Below are 19,942 nucleotides of genomic sequence, written 5' to 3'. Positions count from 1 at the left end.
TCAGTTTAACTCGGCCGATCCAGGAACGTCAGTCGTATCCAGCCAACGAGCGACTGAATTTGCCGTGGCACGACGGATCATGCGGGGCCACATTGTCGCGTCGTCCGCATTCAGCACGTCCGAAGTGGCGGGAATTCGGTGCCAAATGCCTTCCTCAATCTCGTTTTCGAGTTGTTCTGCGGTCCATCCCAGGTGCCCCACGATCAAGCGGTAGGGAAGTTGATCGGACTTCATCAACGCCTCCAAGTTCTCTCGTTGCGCGGCAACGAAGATCCCCTCACCCGTTTCGGCTTCTGCCAATTCACGGGTGGAGTGCACCGCGACGATGGGCCCAGAGAGCGGGCCGCCAAAGTGCAGCGGCGATCCGTTGGAGAGCTTTCCCGCGATGAGTTGCTGGGTCAGTTGGTCCTTTTGGTCGCCTGTGATCATCACCGTGGAAGCCTCTGAAACGGCGTTTTCGGGTGAATCGGACGACTGACTGGCGGCCTCATCCAGGTCGAGACTCTCGTCGTCCTCTTCCGATTTCCACCGCGGAATTTTCGGTGTTTCACTGGCTTTGGCTTGGACCGCGATGGCACCCGCCATCGCTTGCATGGGGCGGTTGAGCATCAACCCGATGGCGTGTTCCACATCTTCATGGACCAACAGGCAAACCGCTTGGTTGAGCGCGGTGCCATCGACCAATGTCGAGCTGACCAGCAAATCACCCGTTTGCACGTTTTGCATTTGAATTCCGATTGGACAGGGAAGAGGGTGGTTGCCAAAAAGACAGTCACCCGTGAAGACTGCTAAGCAAATAGGCAAGCGGCGCGCCAAACGCGATTTCTTCGCCGCCTGAGTTCTCTAAAAGCCCCTGATTTCCGGTCTCAAACAGTTATGAGCGATTTCATCCCACCCGCGATGGACCAGATGCGAAAAAACTATTCCTTGGGGGGGCTGCATGAAAAAGACGCCAAACGTGACCCCTTGGTTCAGTTTCATTGCTGGTTCGAAGAGGCTTTGGAGGATGTGCCGAGCTGGTTCGAACCCAACGCGATGACTTTGTCGACGAGTGATTCAGGCGGCGAAATCACCAGCCGGATCGTTCTTTTGAAGGGCGTGGAGGAGAAAAAGTTCCTCTTCTACACCAATTACGACTCGACCAAGGGCTCCCAAATGCGAGCCAACCCGCGAGTTTCGCTGTGCCTGTTCTGGCCCCACTGCCAGCGTCAGGTCCGAATTCAAGGGTTGGTGGACAAGGTTTCGCGAGACATGTCGGAGAAGTACTTTCATTCCCGTCCTCGTGACAGCCAGCTCGGCGCTCACGTGAGTCAGCAGTCCGCGACCATCGAATCTCGCGAAGCACTGGAAGCCTCATTGGCGGAACTGAAGGCTCGCTATCCGGAGGGCAGCAAGATCCCGTTGCCTGAGAACTGGGGCGGCTACGCGGTGACCCCGATGTCCTTTGAGTTCTGGCAAGGACGGCCGAGCCGGCTGCATGATCGCTTGGTCTACCAACGTGAACGTGCGGACTCAAGCGAATGGACGATCAAGCGTCTCTCTCCCTGACAACAACCGAATTCTGCCGAATCCGGCTACTGGGAAGTCGAATGGCTGCTCCCGTCTGATCACTGCTGACTCGACTGGGCCTGCTGGATTTGCAGAGTGGATGTCGCGTCTTCCGGCTGATCACTTGGATCCCGTTCACGGATCGTGATCGAAAGATTGATCGATCGGTAAGTGCGATTGAACTCTTCCACAAACGATTCGCGATGCGTTGGCGGCATCAGCAAGGGACCCTCGGCATGGTCGCCTTGGTAGAGGATCGCATCGCCGGGAAGAGTCTCTCGTCCACTGCTCATGATTGCGATCGAACCCAGGCTGCGTGCGAGTCATGGGGATGAGGGAAGCCGAGGTTTTTATCGACTCGGTTGATGATCGTTTCGCCGTGAAAGTATCGTCGCAGATTGACGCAAGCCAGTTCGTTGGAGTCATCCACTCGGCGAGCGGATTGTGCACCAACGTGTGGTGTGATCAACACGTTGGGGTGGTCCCACAACGGGCTGTTTTCAGGCAACGGTTCGGTGTAGGTCACATCGACACCCGCACCCGCCAAGTGGCCGCTTTTCAGCGCGTCCACCAAGGCTTCTTCGTCGAGCACTTGACCGCGAGCGACGTTGATCAGGTAGCCGCCTGGTTTCATCGCGGCAATCTGTTCGGCGCCGATCCACTTGCGAGTCGATGAGTTCAGCGGCAGCGTCAGGATCACAATGTCGCTGGCCGCGAACAGATCGTTGACGCGCTCGGCGGGCCACAGCGTTTCCACTTCGGGCGGGCAATCCTCGGGGTAGTAATCTGTCGCGATCAGGCGAACGTCCCAGGGTGCAAGTTTGGCCGCGATGGCCCGCCCGTTGCCGCCCAATCCAACGATGCCGACGGTTTTGCCACGCAGGTCCTCGGTGGGAAGTCGAATGAATTCGCGTTTCGGACGGGCTCGTTCAAACAGCCCAATGCGACGTAAAACGCCGAACAACAACGCAAACGTTTGCTCCGCGACTTGAGGTGCAAACAGACCCGAGGCACTGCTGACCATGATGTTCGGATTCGCGATCACGCCGGGCACGAGGCAGTGATCCAGTCCAGCGGCGCTGGATTGAATCCACCCCAGTCGGCCCGCTGCCAAGACGCGATCCCAATCGACCGGGACCTTGGCATGCCCGATGAAAATGTCCGCGGTGGGAAGCAATTCGTCGATGCGTTCCTGGCCTGCGTCCACGACTTCGACGTCGTGGTTCAGTGGGCAGTTCGGGTCCGCCTTCAATTCCGCGAGCGTTGCTTCGAGTTGCTCGATGTGTCGCGGGAGGGCGGGGTAGCACAAGACGACTCGGCGAACCGAGTCAATCTCATTGGCCGGCAATCGTTCACGCGGATGCGACATTGACGAACACCTTCAAGGCATCTTTGTCTTCGACCAACAAACGCATCATCTCTTGGAAGTTGTCCAGGCCGTCGACCGGGTTGGTCAGGATCTTTTCCAGCACACCCGGGAACATCATGTCGCCGAGTGCCAAGTCACGGATGCCCATTTCGAAGTGGCCGCGGTTGGCGTTGACGCTGCCCAGCAGAAGCTTGTTGCCGAGCACCCATTCGATGTTGATCTTGTCCGAGGGAACTTCGGTCTTGCGTTCGCCGCCGGTGATGCCTGTCCAAACCACAACGCCGTTGTGACCGATGTGTTCCATCGCTTCAAACGCCAGCGGGCTGAAGCCAGTTGCATCGACGATCAAATCGGGGCGACCGGTCTTGGCGACCAACTCCGACATGGACGTTTGCGCGGTGCTGACGTAGGTCGATTCCATTCCTTCGACAATTTCAGCTTTCAGGTTGGGAGCCTCACCGCGGGCGAGCGTGAAGACTTCCAGTCCGCGAAGCTTCAGCACCAACGTCGTCAGCAAGCCGATTTGTCCGGCGCCCAAAACGTAGGCGACCTTCGGGTTCCAGACTTTCATTCGGCGTTGAGCTTCGTACGCTTGGTGAACTGCTTTGGCCGCGCAGCTCATCGGTTCTTGCAACACGTGCAGGTGTTGCAGACCCTGTGGCACGCGGACGATGTACTCCTCTTCGTCGACGAAGTACTCGGTCAAGAAACCATGACGCAGGTTGATCCCACGTTCGTAGTAGGTTTCTTCGCTGGTCATGTCGTTGGTGCCGATCAAGTCATAGATCGAATTCCCAGGACGGCGAACCGTGGCGGTCACGAAGTCGCCCGGTTTGACTCGTTTGACGTTCTCGCCAACGGCTTCGACGACGCCAAAGCACTCGTGGCCGATGACCAAGTAGTCGTCGCCTTCGGGAGCGTTGCCGTACAACGCGTCATTGATTTCTCGGTCCGTCGCGTCGACGCCAACCTTCAAGACTTTGACCAGCACACCCAGGCCGTCGGCGACTTGGTCGACCGATGGGCGAGCGATCTCTTGCATGTGAACACTGTTGGGAGTTCCTGGCCTGACCGCGACGGCTTTCATCAAAAATACCACTCATCTGGGGGTGTCGAAGAAAAATCGGAGGTCGGTTCCGACCCCATATCGGGTTTCGAAGACGAAATTGTCCACAAACCGCCCAGATCGTAACGAGACGGCGAATTTCCTGTGAGGGGGTTCTCGATCTATTTTTGACAACAACGGTTGTCAAAAATCAAAGGATTGGAATACTGGGTGTATGGCAACGTCTTCTTCCACCTCTGATTCGACTTCCGACCCGTCGGGCGAGCGTCCTGTTTCGGTGGTGACATCGCGGGCGCAAACGGCGGTCAATGCGGCAGCGGTTCGGAGCGTGGATCGGGAGTTGTTGCTGTGTCTTCGCAGTGGTGAACCGAAGGCGATTGGTGATTTGACGAAGCAATTGGGCGTGACCGCGACGGCGGTTCGACAACGTGTCGAACGGTTGCTCGAGGTTGGGTTGATCGCCCGAGAGAAAGTCGTCGCTGGTCGTGGTCGGCCGACGTACCACTACGTGTTGACGCCCGCTGGTTACCGCCGGGCGGGTGCAGATGCGACCGAATTGGCTGAGGCCATGTGGGCGGAGATCGTTGCAATTTCCGATGAGGACACTCGCGAAAAATTGATTTCTGCGATCGCTTCTCGATTGGGGCGTCAATTTGCCGCGGCATTGCAGGGCGATGTCGATGGTGTGGCGGTTCATGACGAAAACAAAGCGGCGTGTTCCTGTCAGCAAATCGGCGGGGGCGAAGATTCGTTCCAGGAACGAATGCAGCGATTGACGTCGATGCTGCAAACGAAGGAGATTTCGGCCTCCCTGATCGAGGTGACGTCTCAACCCGACGGTGTCCTCCCTGTTTTGGACATCGAGGCATGTCCGTATCCGAGTTTGACCGCTGCGGCGGGCGACCGGTCGATGTGCCGACTCGAAGAACAAATGTTGTCTGAAGCTTTGGGCGAAGACGTTCATCTGAGCAGCTGCCGGATGGATGGCGACTCGTGTTGCCAGTTCTCGACCAAATCTGACAGCGACACCAATCCAACCTCCAATTCCGAATCGGGTTGAGAGCACGTATCTCACCGATCTCGCTATACGACCAACTGTTTTTCTCTTGAAGGCTTCTCTTGCCATGAATCACATCCTGAAAATCGAAAACCTGCACGTTTCCGTCGGCGACAAACCGATTCTGCGTGGCGTGAACCTGACGATCAATCACGGCGAGACACACGCCTTGATGGGCCCCAACGGCAGCGGCAAAAGCACGCTGGGTTTGGCGATCATGGGTCACCCCGGTTACACGGTGACCGACGGCAGCATCACGTTGGACGGCGAAGATGTCTTGGCGATGGCACCTGACGAGCGTGCTCGGGCTGGCATCTTCATGGCGTTCCAGCGTCCGATGGCGATTCCCGGCGTGAAGATGGCCGACTTCCTTCGTCACGCGACGACCAACGTTCGCAACCCAGACCGCAAGGAAGGCGAAGAGCTGATTCCGATGCGAGAGTTCCGCAAGGAACTGAAGGAAAAAATGGCTCACCTGCGAATGGATGTCGAGTTCGCCCGCCGCTATGTCAACGATGGTTTTTCTGGCGGCGAAATGAAACGAGCTGAGATCCTTCAACTCGCCATGCTGCAACCCAAATTCGCAGTCCTCGACGAAACCGACTCAGGCTTGGATGCCGACGCGGTGCGTTTGGCCAGCGAATCGATCGCGGACATTGGTCGCGAAAAGATGGGACTGTTGATCATCACGCACCACGACAAGTTGTTGGTGCACAACCCACCGGAGTACACGCACGTGATGCTCGGTGGCCGCCTGGTTGAAACTGGCGGCAAAGAATTGGCCGTGGAATTGCACGAGCATGGTTACGACCGCATCCGCAAGTCGTACCCCGAAGCCGAAGCCGTCAATCAAGAAATGTTGGCCGAAGAAACCGCGGTCTGATTGCCCGCGACGATTCCTACCAAGACAGATTCCACACCACGCCCACTGAGCTTTTACCATGGCGACCGACGTCACTGAAAACGACCAAATCGGCGAAATCAATAAGTACAACTTCCGCACCGAAACCACCGGTGTCTTCAAGGCCCAAAAGGGCCTGAACGCGGACGTTGTCAATCAAATTTCGGACATCAAGAACGAACCAGACTGGATGCGGGAATTCCGCTTGAAGTCTCTGGCCGAGTTTGAATCGCGCCCGATGCCCAAATGGGGTGGGGCACTCGATTTGGATTTCCAAGACATCTACTACTATCTCAAACCGACCGGCCAGTCCGAGAAGTCTTGGGACGATGTTCCTCAAGAGATCAAAGACACGTTTGACAAGCTGGGCATCCCGGAAGCCGAGAAGAAATTCTTGGCCGGTGTGAAGGCTCAGTTCGAAAGCGAAGTGGTCTATGGTTCGCTGCAAGAAGACCTGGCCAAGCAAGGCGTGTTGTTCACTGACACCGACGCTGCGGTTCGCGAACACCCCGAGTTGTTGCGAGAGTACTTCGGCAAGATCATTCCGCCGACGGACAACAAATTCGCTGCCCTGAACAGCGCGGTTTGGTCCGGTGGATCGTTCATCTATGTGCCGCCCGGCGTGCACATTGAATTCCCCTTGCAAGCGTACTTCCGTATCAATGCGGAAAGCATGGGCCAGTTCGAACGAACGCTGATCATTGTCGACGAAGGCGCCAGCATTCACTACGTCGAGGGCTGCACCGCTCCGATGTACACCACCGAATCGTTGCACAGCGCGGTCGTGGAAGTGATTGTCAAAAAGGACGCTCGTTGTCGCTACACGACGATCCAAAACTGGGCCAACAACATCTACAACCTCGTGACCAAACGCGCTTATGCGTACCAGGACGCGACGATGGAGTGGGTCGACGGGAACCTCGGCAGCAAGCTGACGATGAAGTACCCCGCCGTTCACATGATGGAACCCGGTGCTCGTGGTGAGATCCTTTCGATCGCCTTCTCATCGGCCGGTCAACACCAAGATGCAGGTGCCAAGTTGGTGCATGCGGCTCCGAACACGACGGGCCAAATCATCAGCAAATCGATCAGCAAGAACGGCGGGCGCAGCAGCTACCGCGGTTTGGTTCGCGTCGAACCCGGGGCTCACAACAGCAAGAACAGCGTTGTCTGTGACGCGTTGATCCTGGATCCCGAAAGCCGCAGCGACACGTACCCGTACATCGAAGTTGCGGAGCAAGATGTCCAAATCGGTCACGAAGCCAGCGTTTCGCGAATTGGCGAAGAGCAAATGTTCTATCTGCTCAGCCGTGGTCTGACCGAATCGGAAGCCAGCACCATGATCGTCAACGGCTTCATTGAGCCGCTCGTGAAAGAGCTGCCGATGGAATACGCCGTTGAGATGAACCGATTGATTCAACTGCAAATGGAAGGCAGTGTCGGCTGATTCATCGCCGACCCGCCAACACTCGCCGCTCGCGACTTTACTTGGTCGCACTTGAAAACGGCGCATTGATAGCGGAAGGGCGCGAGCCCTCCGGTGACGCACCGGGCGGCTTGCGCCGCTCCGCTAAGACGATTTGTTGTACACCACACAACCTGTTGCTCGGCGGTGCCCTATCAAGAGCGTTTTCACCGAGCGACATTCCGTTTTTCAGCTACCGCAAAACACTCTTTTCATTTTTTCTTCATGACCACCACCTCGACCCTCACTTTCGATGCCGCAGGCTTCGAAGCCTTTCTCGCATCGCGGAAAGATGAACCGCAATGGTTGACCGATCTGCGCCGAGAATCGTTTTCGCATGCCGATGCGATGGATTGGCCCGCTCGTCGTAGCGAAGAATGGATCCGCACGGACATTCGAACGTTCCAGATCAAAAAATTCGCTCCGCCCGTGGAAGTTCCCGCTGGCGAAGTCCCCTCGGTTCACCAACTTCGTGATGGAGTGGACCCGGGCGGCGTTCTGGAAACGTTTGATAGCCAAGTGATTTCCGAATCGCTCGACGAAGAACTGGCCGCCAAAGGCGTCATCTTCGGCAGTTTGGAGCGTCTTTGTCGGGAGCAACCTGAGAAGGTTCGCCCGTTCCTATACACAGTCGTTGATCCCGACCACGACAAGTTCGCTGCACTGCACGCTGCGTTCTGGTCCGGTGGTCAGTTCCTGTATGTGCCTCGCGGCGTTGTGATCGAAAAACCGATTTACCTCGGTTCGACGTTGAGCGACGGCGGAACAGACACGGCTCACACATTGATCGTGTTGGAAGACGGGGCCGAAGCAACGGTTCTGCACGAGTGCAACAGCGTCAATTCAGAAGCCGCCGGTTTGCACATGGGTGCGGTCGAGTTGATTCAGAAACCTGGTTCGCATCTGCGATACGTCAACGTCCAAGAATGGGGCCACAAGACGTATCACTTCGCGCACCAACAAGCCACGATCGATCGCGATTCGCAGCTCCAGTGGACCATCGCCGCGATGGGTTCCGGGTTGTCCAAGGTCAACCAATCGGTCGACATGGTGGGCGCGGGAGCCAATTGCCAAGTCAACGGCGTGATGTTCACAGAAGGCCGCCAGCACTTGGCCTACCACACCCAACAATATCACCGGGCCCCGAACTGCCACAGCGACTTCTTGTACAAGTCCGCTCAACAGGACAAGAGCCGCACGGTGTGGCGTGGGATGATCAAGGTCGACAAGATCGCTCAGAAGACCGACGGTTACCAACGCAACGACAACTTGGTTCTGTCGCATCATTCGCGAGCCGATTCGATTCCTGGACTGGAGATCGAAGCCGATGACGTGCGTTGCACCCACGGCAGCACAACGGCCAAGGTCGATGAAGAGCAAATCTTCTACGCTCGTTGCCGCGGCTTCACTCAGAAGGAAGCCACTCGCATGATCGTCAGTGGGTTCTTCCAGCAGATCTTCGACCGGATCACGATCGAAAGCGTTCGCGACGCACTGGCCGCCGCGATCGCACGCCAAGTCCGCGAATACGAGTGATCTCGTATTCAGAGTCAACTCGATTTGCAATTGAGACCGACGCGGTCTTTGACAGCTTAATTTCAGGTTCATCACCGTAGGGAAAGTCGTCAAGACTTTCGGGATTTCGACAAGCAAGTCGAAGGCTCTTGACGAATTCCGCTACCCGAACAATGAGCTGTCCCAGACGACGAGGACCGCATGGCACCAACCCAACGTATCACGCGATTGCAGTGGCTGGCCTGGGCGGTGATTGCGATTGGGACGATTGTCCAAGCGGTTGTCCCGAATCAAGTCCCGCAAACCGTTTCTCTCTGTTTCATGACGACCGGTTTCACCTGGTTCATCACCTGGGCCAGTATTCAAAGTGTTCTTTGTTCTGGTCGGATTTGGACGAGCTTTTTAAAGGCCTGGTCTTTGTCCCACGGAGTTCTCTTGGTCCTGACCGCAGGGCACTTGTTGAATCTGTGGTTTCAGGGACGCACGACACGCTTGTCGAGCTGGGTGGATCACTGGACGGTGATTTCTGGGGTCTCGTTTGGGACGACCATCTCGCTTCTAGCAACCATGTTTTTGGTTGGCGGATGGAAGCTGTTTCGTATCCGCTTGCGCGATCGTGTGACCGGTGACCCAGTCACACCGGCGAAGGTTTCGTTGATCGATCTGATGTTGTTGACTGCCGCCGTTGCGATCCACATCACGGTTTATCGATTGCAACACAAATGGATTTTCGAACCGAATACCGGTTTCTTGGGACCTGGTTTCGCGTTCTTCGTGGTTTTGACAGTGTGCCTGAGCGTGGGGTTCATGGGTTGGTGGGTGGTTCTACTGCCATCTTGGGTCTCGATGGCTCGTCATTGGAGCGTTCTCCGCCGTCGCATTGTCTGGACGGCGTTTTATCTCGCATGGTTGGTGTTGGCAGCGATTGCTTGGATTGGGAACTGGACGGAACCTGATTTCTGGATCACTTTTTTGGTGGGAGCGGGCTGGATCGTATGCAATCTTTTGTTGGTGCATTGGTTGGTCGTCAAACATCCAACTTTCATTGGGCTCGAGTGGTATCGCTTGCCGAAGACAGTGAGCCACAAAACATCGTCTCAGTGAACGCGGCGACTATCACGCAATTTGTTCTGCCTATTGCCCAATCCCTGGCTCGTTGCAGAACTGGTTTGGAACTGGGACAATAGGAGCATGGACCAACAACCACTTCAACAAGCCATTCGACAGGACAAAGTCGAGCGAGCGAGGCAGATGTCTCTTGACGATCGTCTTGCTGCCGGTGCTCGATTGCATGCCGAGCAACTTGCGCGGACGCGCGACCTGCTTCGTGGATTGCACCCGGGATGGAGCATGTGCGAGATTGATGTTGAGATAGCACGACGGCGTGGCGTCCTGCGTGATCGGGACTCTAAACGCTTCTATCGCCAAAACACTTCCCAAAACTCTGCTGTCGCGGATGCGTCGTGACAGTATCGGACGGCAATGAAGCAGTCGCGAAGGTCGTCACCGCGTTGAACGAGTCCAACATCTCGTACATGCTTGTCGGATCATATTCGAGCAACGTGTACGGTGTCCCGCGTGCCACTGGAGATGCTGATCCTCTGATGTTTTGCAACGCATCCGAGATGAGCTGCAGTGATGATTTTAAGTTTTTCTGCGATCGGCAGTGATGATCGCATGTCGCAGATCGGATCGCCTCAACCGATGATAAAGAACTGAAAATCACACGCGAGCGGTAAGCTCGGTGTAGGCGTTAAGACTTGAGCCATTGTCACGCTCGAAAATCACTTCACTGGAAATCCGGACACTTCTATGACATCCACACCACTGCGATTTCGTCCTCTGCTGAAGCAGACCATTTGGGGTGGACGCCGATTGGGCGAGATGCTTCACAAGCCGATCGGTGACGCGGACGACTACGCCGAGAGCTGGGAGATCGTCGATCATGGTGACGACCAAAGTGTCGTCACCGATGGCGAACTGGCCGGTCAATCCTTGGGGGAACTGTTTGCCAACCGTCGCCAGTGGTTGATGGGCAAGGACTGGGTGGAAGCCAACCCCGATGCAAAGACCTTTCCGTTGCTTCTGAAGTTTCTGGACTGCAACCGTGTGTTGTCGGTGCAGGTTCACCCGGACGATGCTTACGGTGCCACGATGCATCCGCCGGATCTGGGCAAGACCGAGGCTTGGGTGATCCTGCACAGCGAACCTGACAGCGTGATCTATTCAGGATTGAAAGCAGGCGTCGATCGCGAATCCTTGCGAGAGATGATGTTGGCCGGTGAAACCGATCGTGCGCTGCACGCGTATCATCCTGAGGCGGGTGACTGCGTCTTCATTCCCGCGGGAACCGTGCACGCTTTGGGCGGCGGGTTGGTCGTCGCGGAGATTCAACAATCCAGCAACACGACATTTCGGTTGTTTGATTGGAACCGTGTGGATGCTTCGGGCAAATCCAGACCGCTGCACATCGAATCGTCATTGGAGGTTTCCGACTACGAACGTGGGCCCGTCGACCCGATTCGCAAACCGATTCAGAGTGGATCCGAAACGTTGGTCGAGTGCGACAAGTTCGTTCTGCGACGGGTGCACGACACCGATCAAACGATCGGCGGTGATGACCGTTGTCACTTGGTCACGGTGATCTCGGGGGAGGCGATTCTGTCCGGCGAAAACACCACCACCAAACTGGCCACCGGCGAGAGCGTGTTGCTGCCGGCCGCGTGCGGCCCAGTGCAATTGCAATCCGGCGACGCGACCGTGCTGTGGATGTCACCACCGACCAGCGTTTGACTTAGAAACTGCCCCGAAAGAGCCTTCTTTTTTAGCGGAGCGTCGCAAGCCGCCCGGTGCCACGATACCGGAGGGCTCGCGCCCTTCCGCTACGAAAGCAACCGGGAGGTGATTCCGGAATAGCTTTTCAAAACCGCGAAAGCGGGTTGTCGCGGTGCTTCAATGGCAGCTGTACCACGGCGCCGTTTTGACGGTGCGATTCGAGAGCAGCACAAACCATCTCGACGGTCGTTCGTCCCTGACTCGCATTGCAGAGCGGTTCGCGATCTTCCCGAATCGCGGCAACTAAATCGCGAGCGGGGAAGCCATGGTGTTCGACCATTTGCCGCAGATCCTCTCGTGGTTCGGGTTGGCCGATTCCCGCGGCGGTGATTGGGATCCAGGCACCTGGTTCGGTGGGTGTTCGAAAGGGATTGCCGGGCAGCAGATACGCCAGCGGACTCTTGTCGATGTGAATCGCAATCGTGCCCTTGCTTCCAATCAATCGCAAGCCAAAGCCAGCGTTTTCAGTGCCATCGCTGGCAATGGAATCAAACGTCGCGACGATGCCGTTGTTCATCTGATAGCGAGCATGCACGGCGTTGCCAGCCATCAGACCCAAGCCCTCGCGACCTTCCCGGACGTCAGATGGTTCGACCAAGCGGCCGTCTTGCATCAGGGATGCGGAGCATGAGACCGGGTCGCCGGCCAAGAAATGCGTCAGGTTCAAAACATGGGTTCCCAACACCCACAGGTCTTCGACACCACCGCGATGATCGCTTTTGCCTCGACCGCGAATTTCGAGAAGACGACCGATTTCACCGGCCTCGATCAACTCACGAACAATTGGCAACGTCGGATGGTATCGGTTCCGATGAGCAATCGCGATCTTTGCATTGTGTTGCTGGCAGGCCGCGATCAGTGAGTCAGCTTCTGCGGGCGTGGGGACAAATGGCTTCTCGAGGTAAACACCACGGGCACCGGACTGGATCGCCGCCAGCGCCATGTCGTGATGTTGGTCGGCATGGCGGGGGCAAACAGCCACGATGTCGGGACGAATCTCATCGAGCATTTCGCGATAGTCCGCGAAGCCACGCTCAACGTTCAATCGTTTTTGGGCTTTCTTCAGCCCGTCCGGATTGGCATCCGCGATGGCAACCAATTGGGTTTCCGGCAATCGTTGCCAGATGCTGTCGAGTCCATGGCCAAAGTCGCCGCGGCCCGTGTGGCCGATCGCGACCGCTTTCAGTGTGTCTGAGTTCGCTTGGGCGAGAGCGGGTGTTGCGAGGCTGGCCGCTGCGGTGGCGGCGAGAAAGTGTCGTCGTTGCATGATCGATCACTCGGAAGGTGGGGAGTGTTGAGGGAGCCTGGTGGGGGCTCGATCATAACTCGAAATCAAGCGTGCTGTTCGATGGGAGGGCATTGCACACCGCTTCTCATGCCCGGCCCTCACCCTCGCGTACGCCTGAACGGCGTCGCTCGACCTCTCCCCAAACTTCGTTTCGGGAGAGGTTGTTGTTGTAGAAGGAAGAGACGTCACCCATCGGTTTGGCCAACGGCCATGATCAATCTGACACGAAGAGTTGAAAAAGGCCGTTGGCCAACGAGTGGTCGTCAGGTCACTTCTCGCCCAAGCCGACGATCTCGAGCAGTCGCAGGGCGTTGGTGGTGGGGGACACGCCATCGCGCATCTTGTAATCGAACGTCATCCGTTCATCACCGCTGGCGTCCGGCGTGATCGTTTCGCGGAAGTGAACGGTGTGGGCGAGCTTCATCAGTTCGGGATCATCGGCGAGTTCCAAGTCGTGCGTCGTGATGGCTCCGATCGCACCCGCGTCGACCAAGAACCGCAACACGCGAGCGACTGCGATCTGACGTTCGCGGCTGTTGGTTCCCTGCAGGATCTCATCGAGCAAGAAGAACTGAATTCGCTTCGTCGAGTTGCTAGCGCGTTGCTCAGCCAGCTTGCGAGCGTGCGTGACCACAGCAGACAGGCGATTCAGTTCCGCCATGTAGTAAGAGACGCCTTGGCTGAGGTCATCGCTGACTCGGATGCTGGTTCCCATTTCCAGGGGCGGCAAACTCATGTGTCGACAACAGACTGGTCCGCCGGCCATGGCGAGGGCCACGTTCAGGCCAGCGCTCCGCAGCATCGTGCTCTTGCCGGACATGTTGCTGCCGGTGACGAGCAACAAGGTTCCGGTCGGGCCAATCGTGACGTCGTTGGTGACGCGGGCCTCTTCGGGCAACAGCGGGTGTCCCAGTCCTTGCAGCGTGATGGTGGATTCACCTTCGAGCCATTCCGGGGAAGACCAGTCCGGAGAATCGTGTTGCAGTGCAGCGATCGACATCAAGGCTTCGAGTTCGCCGAGCGCATCAAACCACTCGGGGATCTGACTGGCGTAACGCGACTTCCAACCTTCCAATCGACGCAACACGCGCACGTCCCACAACCAGAACGCTTGCAGTGGCAGATACAGCAGGAACGTGGACGCGGCTTGCTTCAGGCCGCCCATGCGAGCGATCTGGGCCAACTCACGCATGCCCTGAGAAGCCGATTGGGAATGCTCGTCGTCACTGAGCAACGTCCGGCGAATGTGAGCGGTCGGTCCGGCGGGATCCGGGGGTGATTCCGGCAACCAACTCGCCGCGTCGAACAGTTCGGCGTAGTCGTTGACGCTGCGCCGGGATGCCATCGCGATTTGAAAGATTGCCGCGACAGGGCCCAGCAAGAACGAGCCGATGGCGAGGTTCAGCACCGCGATCCCGATCAGCCCGTACATCCCCATTCGGACCCAATCGCCTTGGTCCGTGATCGCACCCAAGATCATGCCAACAAAGATTGCGATGGCAACAACCGCAGTGAAGTTGCCCCAGGGGATCAACCATCGATGCGGTGGCAACCAATTGGGTTCCTTCGCCCACTCGACGAACGACACCGGGTCACCGGTGCTGCCGCCGATGTCGCGGGCGAGCACATAAAACCGCAATCGGTTTTCAGGTTGGTCTGCCAGATGTTTGACCGAGGCGTGTCGATCTTTCGCCAGCGGCGGGTCGACGGGACTGCACAACCAATTGGCCAGCGTGCGAACGCCCGGCGTGGTGGCGGCCATGGAGGTCAACTGGAACAGCGACGCGTCACCGATCAAGTCCAGGTCACCCGCCAGGGCTTGTTGCTCGGGCGTGAGTTGAATCTCCGATGCACGGATGCCGACACTGTCTCGGGCCAGTGAGTTCCAATCGCGATTTTGACGAGCTTGCAATCGATGCAAGGTTCGCGAGTGGTTGCGAAGCATTTCCATTCGTTCACGAACGGTTTCGTTGCGAACGACGGTCACGAGAAATGCGATCAAAGAGCCAGCGGCCACACCGATCCAGATCACGTGTTGGGTCGCAAGTGAAAAACCAATGCCCAAAACCAAACCGACGAAGAACACCATTCGCCAAATGGCAAACCGTGAGTCGGAAGCTTCAAGGTCCTTCAAATCGTGATCGATGGTCTCGATCTGGGAAGCGTAATCGGACATCCGTATCAGGCTGCATCCAAAGCGGTGGAGGACCGGCGTGAAGGACGGGAACGTCCATCAATGACTTTCGTCGCCACGCGGTCTTGAAGGTTGGGTCGAAAAATGGTCAGCAACAGCAGCGGCAAGAACCAAGCCATGTAAAGTCCACCGCCGTAGCCGTGCCAGAACTGAGCCGCGACCATCAGGGCGGCGGAGCAACTGATCAAAATGCCGAGGTTCTTTTGTCCGGGCCAAACCGCGAAAAAGAAGCTCAAGATCACGTAGCCGACGATCACTGGCAAACGCCAAATCGGGTTCCAACCGAGTTCCCAAATCCCGGTCAGTTCATTGGGGCCTTTGTTGGGATTGAGCACCCCAAACATCCGCTGGACATGTGTCAGGAAGGGTTCTCCACCGGCGAATGCAAGCAACGCCATCAGCACCGTCAACGCGACCAACACGGCGCCCGCGAATCGCCCGACACCACGTTGCCAATAGAAACTGCACCACAGTGGCAACAGGAACAGCGGGTAGTACAACAACCCTGCCGCGGCACCAATGAACAGTCCCGCGATCAGAGGTTTGCGATACATCAGCACAGCCCAGAGAATCAGGGCTGCGGGGACCACGTGATCGACTCGGCCGGTCATCTGAGCGGTGTAGGGCATCAGCAGATACAGCGTCGCACACCCGGCACCGGCGCGGAGGTTCCCGAAGTGTCGGTTTCCGATCAATAAGATTCCGATCAAAACAGCGGACTGGGCCAAGATGGCAATGATCTTGGCGACCATGGTTCGGCGTTGTTCGGCGGCGGTCAACTCGGCCATCGTGGGAGGCTCCGCACCGGCGATCGCTTCGCTGATCGGCCGCGTGGGAATGGCTGGCAACATATTGATCAGCGCGTACCCGGGCCCCAATTTGGGACCTTGTTCCTGTTGGATCTCGGGGGTGCTGGCAACGACATTGGCCATCATGAAGATGAACAGCGAGATTCCCAGAAAGTTCAATCCGCCGGTCGTGAGATTGGGATCCAGGAGCGGTCGTCGCACCATCAACGGATCCAGCAACATTCGCACCAGCACCAGGAACTGGATGCAAAACAACGTGATGAAACCGGTCCGCTGCAATTGCGCAGCCCGCTGGTAGGCATCGGATCCCTGCAGCGTTGTCAATTCTTCCGAGGTCAGTTCACGCAGTGCCGGCGGCGATTCGGGTTCGGCCGGTGCTTGGGGGACGGCTTCGTTGTCCGGTGACAATTCGGTGGGCGCAGCGTCCTCGCCTTCCGCTTCCACCGGAATGGAGCTGGCGGCGGCACTGATTTCTGCCGAAGCCAATCGAGCCAGGCGTGTTTGCCGGCGGTAGCCTTCGTTGACCATCAACAATCCAGGAGCCAGCAAGATCAACAGCACGATGTCGAGGTTGCGGATGCTCCAGAACCGACGGAAGACGAAGAACAGTCCAATCGTCAAAAACGACGACAAGTACACCCACGTCGTCGGGTCAGGGCGTCGGTAATAGAGGAGGAATTCGCTCATGGTCGTAGGATAAACGTCTGAACCAACGGCGGATATAGCGGGCGGTGCAGTTCCGCCCAGAACACGGGCTCCGGTGGCTTGCATTTGCCTCGCAAAACGGACGTTTGGCTGACAAAGCGGGGCCAGGCAGCCTCCGGTAGAATGGGCACTCTCTCACCCCACCTGCCTGAGCTCTCGTTCAAGGACTCCCCCATGCGATGCGTCTGTCGTCAATCGTTGGTTTGTGTCGTGGTTGCCCTGGGCTGGTTGGGCTTGGGAAATCTTGGGACGCGGAGCTGTGTGGCCGAGGAAACTCCTTCGCATGAAAGGGTGGCAGCCTCACTCGCCCGAGCGACCAAGTACATGTCGACCACCGTTGCCGATCATGGTGGGTACGCGTGGGTCAGCAGCGTGGATGGAAAACTGAGTCACGGGGAAGGTCCCTGCGACCAAGACCGTGTCTGGGTCCAACCACCTGGCACACCGGCGGTTGGAGATGCCTTCCTGCGGTCGTTTGTTCAAACCGGAGACTCGGTGCATCTGCTCGCTGCCTTCGAGGTCGCCAATGCACTGTTCGACGGTCAACTGGCTTCGGGCGGATGGGGGTACTCCATCGATTACAGTGCCGAGCAACGCGCCCAGATTCCTTATCGAACCGGTGTCCGGGCCGATGCCGAAAAGATGGCTCACACGCCAGAACCAGGTGGGTGGGAGATCTGGCGAGCCCGAAAATGGAAGCACAACCGAACCGTGCTCGATGACGACACGACCTCAGCAGCCCTGTCTTTCCTGTTGCATCTTCAGGAAATCATGCGGGAATCCAACCAGCCCGCCTCGCCGACGTTGGCTCGGGCGATCAATGCTGCCTTGGATTCCACTCGTTTGTCGCAGTATCCGATCGGTGCCTGGAGCCATCACTACGACCGTCTGCCAAGCCAGTCGCCAAGCGTTTCGCACTACCCGATCTTGCAGGCGAGTTATCCCGATGAGTGGTCGCGAACGTGGACCAAAGATTACGAGGGATGTTACATGCTCAACGACAACATCACGCAGAACATGATTCGCACGATGTTGTTGGCCTGGCGAGTCACCGGTGACGATCACTTTCGAGACAACGCGATCCGGGGCGGCGAGTTCTTGCTGCGTGCGCAGATGCCTGAACCGCAACCCGCGTGGGCTCAGCAATATGACCGACAGATGCACCCGGTTTGGGACCGCAAGTTTGAACCGCCAGCGATTGCCGGGGCTGAATCACAGACTGCGATCGAAGTCTTGATGGATTTGTATGAAGCCACCCAGGACGCCAGGTTCTTGAAACCGATCGAACCTGCCATCGCGTACTTGAAAACCTGTTTGCGACCCGATGGCAAATTGCCACGGTATTCCGAGTTGAAGACCAACCTGCCGTTGTATTTCAATTCGGACTACGAGCTGACCAACGATGATTCCGAGATGCCGGATCACTACGCGTTTGTTGGGGCTTCTTGCTTGGATTCGTTGGAGCGTCGCTGCCAAAGAATCCGTGAGGGCAAAACGAAAAAAGCCGCCTCGATTCCCGCGAATCGAATCGCGGGAATCTTGGCGGCTCAGCATGCGGATGGTGGTTGGCGGGAACCGGGGTTCGTGCGAGATCCCGAAGGTCGCAAGGTGACGCCGAAAGAGGGTGTCATTCAATCAGCGACGTTCGTGAAGAACGTCGGATTGCTCTGCGACCACTTGGAATCCGCGGCAGCCAATCCTTAGCCCATTTCGATTTCGTAACCTTCGCGATACGGACGAGCCAACATTGAGTTGGCTTGCTCGTCGCCCACGATTTGCTCGGTCGCGTTGTCCCATTTCAGTTCGCGGTCCAAGCGAGCCGAGATGCCAGCCAAGTGACAAACGTTGAGCATTTCCATGTGCGTGTGCACGTCGGAGATGGGCTCCAGTCCTTCGCGATGGCAGTGCAAGAAGTTGAACCAATGGGCACGACGTTCGTTGTGCTCGATCGGGAGGCCTTTGTAGACCTTGGAGATGGCGTCTTCGGGCAGCGGGTTGTCGGCCAAGTCTTCGACCGGTTTGCCGGACAAGTTGCCACGACTGACAAAGATGCGACCCTTTTCGCCTTCGATCAACACGCCGTTGCGAGTGTCATTGCGAATGATCATTTCGGTGCCGCCAGGGTAGGCGACCTTGAATTGAAACGCAGTCGCGGTGTTGTAGCGATCGATTTGAGCCGGCTTGCCGTCTTTGTATTCGACGGGGTGCTCGGAGGTTCCACCGATCGACACGGGGCCTTCGGTTTGGCCGTTGAGCTTCAGTGCCCAGTTGCAGATGTCGACGTGGTGAGCGCCCCAGTCGGTCAGTTTGCCGCCGGAGTATTCGTACCACCAACGGAATTCGTAATGCCCGTTGGATTGCTTGCCGTTTTCTGAGCGACGGTAGTCGACCTTGGGTGCTGGGCCAAGCCAGAGATCCCAATCCAACGCTTCGGGTGGCGCCGCGACTGGCAACGCTCCGCTGGTGGGAGCTCCACCGATGGCGGCTTGCACGCGATGAATTTTGCCGAGGCGTCCTTCGTTCACGATCGCCATGGCTTTTGTGAACTTATCGAACGTGCTGCGCTGTTGCGTGCCGACTTGAACGATTCGCCCCGTCTCTTTCTGCACCTTGCGAATCAATTTGCCTTCGTCGATCGTCAACGTCAGCGGTTTTTCGCAGTAGACGTCTTTGCCGGCGTAGAGGGCTTCGATCAAGGGTTTGGTGTGCCAGTGATCTGGGGTCGCGATGTGAACGACTTTGATGTCATCCCGTTCCAGCACCTTTCGGTAATCCGAGTGCATGGCGGCTTTGCCACCACTGAATTGGTCGTTGGCTTGTTGAGCGCGGCTGGAATCAGCGTCCGCGATGGCGACCAAGTTCAGCCATTGTTTGGCGGAGTTCAGGTTGCCACGCCCCATGCCGCCGGCACCGATGAGGCCGATGTTGATCTTGTCGTCGGCGATTTCGTCGGCCAACGACCGAGGTGACCAGGCGAAGTAGGGCGTCATGGCCACGGCGCCGGCGGCCGCTTTCAAAACCGTTCGACGATTGGTGGGAGCGGTTTCAGGTTTGGGTCGATGCTGGTTCAAGGGGGGAGCCTCAAAGGAGGAAAGGGGGCTGGCAAGAAAGGCGAGATGGTCGCCGCTGGCGGTCGATGAGGCGGATCGTTGCCTCGGCAGACGCCGCTTCTTCGTGAAATCGATTCGTG

Annotated in this window: 16 protein-coding genes; 8 read left to right on the top strand and 8 right to left on the bottom strand. The window is 57.4% G+C overall.

What is annotated here, in order from left to right:
- The gene (locus RISK_RS12955; RefSeq protein ID WP_047814717.1) at nt 1-726 is read right to left on the bottom strand and encodes a YqgE/AlgH family protein; all 726 of its coding nucleotides are present in this window, start codon (nt 724-726) and stop codon (nt 1-3) included.
- A 150-nt stretch (nt 727-876) separates the two neighbouring features.
- On the opposite strand from RISK_RS12955, the gene pdxH reads away from it, so the two are divergent.
- Nucleotides 877-1,548, top strand: coding sequence for a pyridoxamine 5'-phosphate oxidase (gene pdxH, locus RISK_RS12950; RefSeq protein ID WP_047814716.1), 672 nt, complete (start codon nt 877-879; stop codon nt 1,546-1,548).
- Between the two features lie 59 nt (nt 1,549-1,607).
- On the opposite strand, the gene RISK_RS12945 is transcribed toward pdxH, so the two are convergent.
- Genes RISK_RS12945 through RISK_RS12935 form a run of 3 tightly spaced genes read right to left on the bottom strand, consistent with a single transcriptional unit; the run spans nt 1,608 to nt 4,016 of the window.
- Complete coding sequence (locus RISK_RS12945; RefSeq protein WP_047814715.1) at nt 1,608-1,841, bottom strand: hypothetical protein; 234 nt, start codon at nt 1,839-1,841, stop codon at nt 1,608-1,610.
- Nucleotides 1,838-2,917, bottom strand: coding sequence for a D-2-hydroxyacid dehydrogenase (locus RISK_RS12940; RefSeq protein WP_047814714.1), 1,080 nt, complete (start codon nt 2,915-2,917; stop codon nt 1,838-1,840). The genes RISK_RS12945 and RISK_RS12940 overlap by 4 nt, the downstream gene beginning before the upstream one ends.
- The gene (locus RISK_RS12935; RefSeq protein WP_083434952.1) at nt 2,901-4,016 is read right to left on the bottom strand and encodes a glucose 1-dehydrogenase; all 1,116 of its coding nucleotides are present in this window, start codon (nt 4,014-4,016) and stop codon (nt 2,901-2,903) included. The genes RISK_RS12940 and RISK_RS12935 overlap by 17 nt, the downstream gene beginning before the upstream one ends.
- Before the next feature lie 181 nt (nt 4,017-4,197).
- Here RISK_RS12935 and RISK_RS12930 point away from each other — a divergent pair, with 181 nt between their 5' ends.
- The 6 genes from RISK_RS12930 to RISK_RS12895 all read left to right on the top strand — a co-directional run bounded on the left by RISK_RS12930 (nt 4,198) and on the right by RISK_RS12895 (nt 11,714).
- Nucleotides 4,198-5,043: a helix-turn-helix transcriptional regulator gene (locus RISK_RS12930; protein ID WP_047814712.1), complete on the top strand. Its 846-nt coding sequence runs from the start codon at nt 4,198-4,200 to the stop codon at nt 5,041-5,043.
- Nucleotides 5,044-5,107: 64 nt separating this feature from the next.
- Nucleotides 5,108-5,923 carry a Fe-S cluster assembly ATPase SufC gene (gene sufC / locus RISK_RS12925; protein WP_047814711.1) on the top strand — a complete coding sequence of 272 codons (816 nt, stop codon included), beginning with the start codon at nt 5,108-5,110 and terminating at the stop codon, nt 5,921-5,923.
- Between the two features lie 58 nt (nt 5,924-5,981).
- Complete coding sequence (gene sufB / locus RISK_RS12920) at nt 5,982-7,388, top strand: Fe-S cluster assembly protein SufB (RefSeq protein WP_047814710.1); 1,407 nt, start codon at nt 5,982-5,984, stop codon at nt 7,386-7,388.
- 243 nt (nt 7,389-7,631) lie between these two features.
- Nucleotides 7,632-8,942, top strand: coding sequence for a Fe-S cluster assembly protein SufD (gene sufD / locus RISK_RS12915; RefSeq protein WP_047814709.1), 1,311 nt, complete (start codon nt 7,632-7,634; stop codon nt 8,940-8,942).
- A gap of 180 nt (nt 8,943-9,122) precedes the next feature.
- On the top strand, nt 9,123-10,025 hold the full coding sequence (locus tag RISK_RS12910; RefSeq protein WP_047814708.1) for a hypothetical protein: 903 nt from the start codon (nt 9,123-9,125) through the stop codon (nt 10,023-10,025).
- 708 nt (nt 10,026-10,733) lie between these two features.
- Nucleotides 10,734-11,714 (top strand): type I phosphomannose isomerase catalytic subunit, encoded by a 981-nt coding sequence (locus RISK_RS12895; RefSeq protein ID WP_047814705.1) that lies wholly within the window; start codon nt 10,734-10,736, stop codon nt 11,712-11,714.
- A 127-nt stretch (nt 11,715-11,841) separates the two neighbouring features.
- Here the strand turns inward: RISK_RS12895 and RISK_RS12890 are convergent, their stop codons facing one another.
- The 3 genes from RISK_RS12890 to RISK_RS12880 form a co-directional block, all read right to left on the bottom strand.
- Complete coding sequence (locus RISK_RS12890) at nt 11,842-13,023, bottom strand: Gfo/Idh/MocA family protein (protein WP_047814704.1); 1,182 nt, start codon at nt 13,021-13,023, stop codon at nt 11,842-11,844.
- A gap of 289 nt (nt 13,024-13,312) precedes the next feature.
- Nucleotides 13,313-15,220 (bottom strand): MutS family DNA mismatch repair protein, encoded by a 1,908-nt coding sequence (locus RISK_RS12885; RefSeq protein ID WP_047814703.1) that lies wholly within the window; start codon nt 15,218-15,220, stop codon nt 13,313-13,315.
- A gap of 5 nt (nt 15,221-15,225) precedes the next feature.
- Nucleotides 15,226-16,734 (bottom strand): hypothetical protein, encoded by a 1,509-nt coding sequence (locus RISK_RS12880; protein ID WP_047814702.1) that lies wholly within the window; start codon nt 16,732-16,734, stop codon nt 15,226-15,228.
- A 309-nt stretch (nt 16,735-17,043) separates the two neighbouring features.
- Between RISK_RS12880 and RISK_RS12875 the strand changes: the two genes are divergently transcribed.
- The gene (locus tag RISK_RS12875; protein WP_236696259.1) at nt 17,044-18,456 is read left to right on the top strand and encodes a pectate lyase; all 1,413 of its coding nucleotides are present in this window, start codon (nt 17,044-17,046) and stop codon (nt 18,454-18,456) included.
- Here RISK_RS12875 and RISK_RS12870 read toward each other — a convergent pair.
- On the bottom strand, nt 18,453-19,823 hold the full coding sequence (locus RISK_RS12870) for a Gfo/Idh/MocA family protein (RefSeq protein WP_047814701.1): 1,371 nt from the start codon (nt 19,821-19,823) through the stop codon (nt 18,453-18,455). The two genes, RISK_RS12875 and RISK_RS12870, sit on opposite strands and share 4 nt — an antisense overlap.
- Between the last annotated feature and the right edge of the window lie 119 nt (nt 19,824-19,942).

The organism is Rhodopirellula islandica, from assembly GCF_001027925.1.
GTDB lineage: Bacteria > Planctomycetota > Planctomycetia > Pirellulales > Pirellulaceae > Rhodopirellula > Rhodopirellula islandica.
The sequence above is the reverse complement of the archived record's forward strand: the minus strand, read 5'-3'. Positions and strand labels throughout refer to the sequence as shown.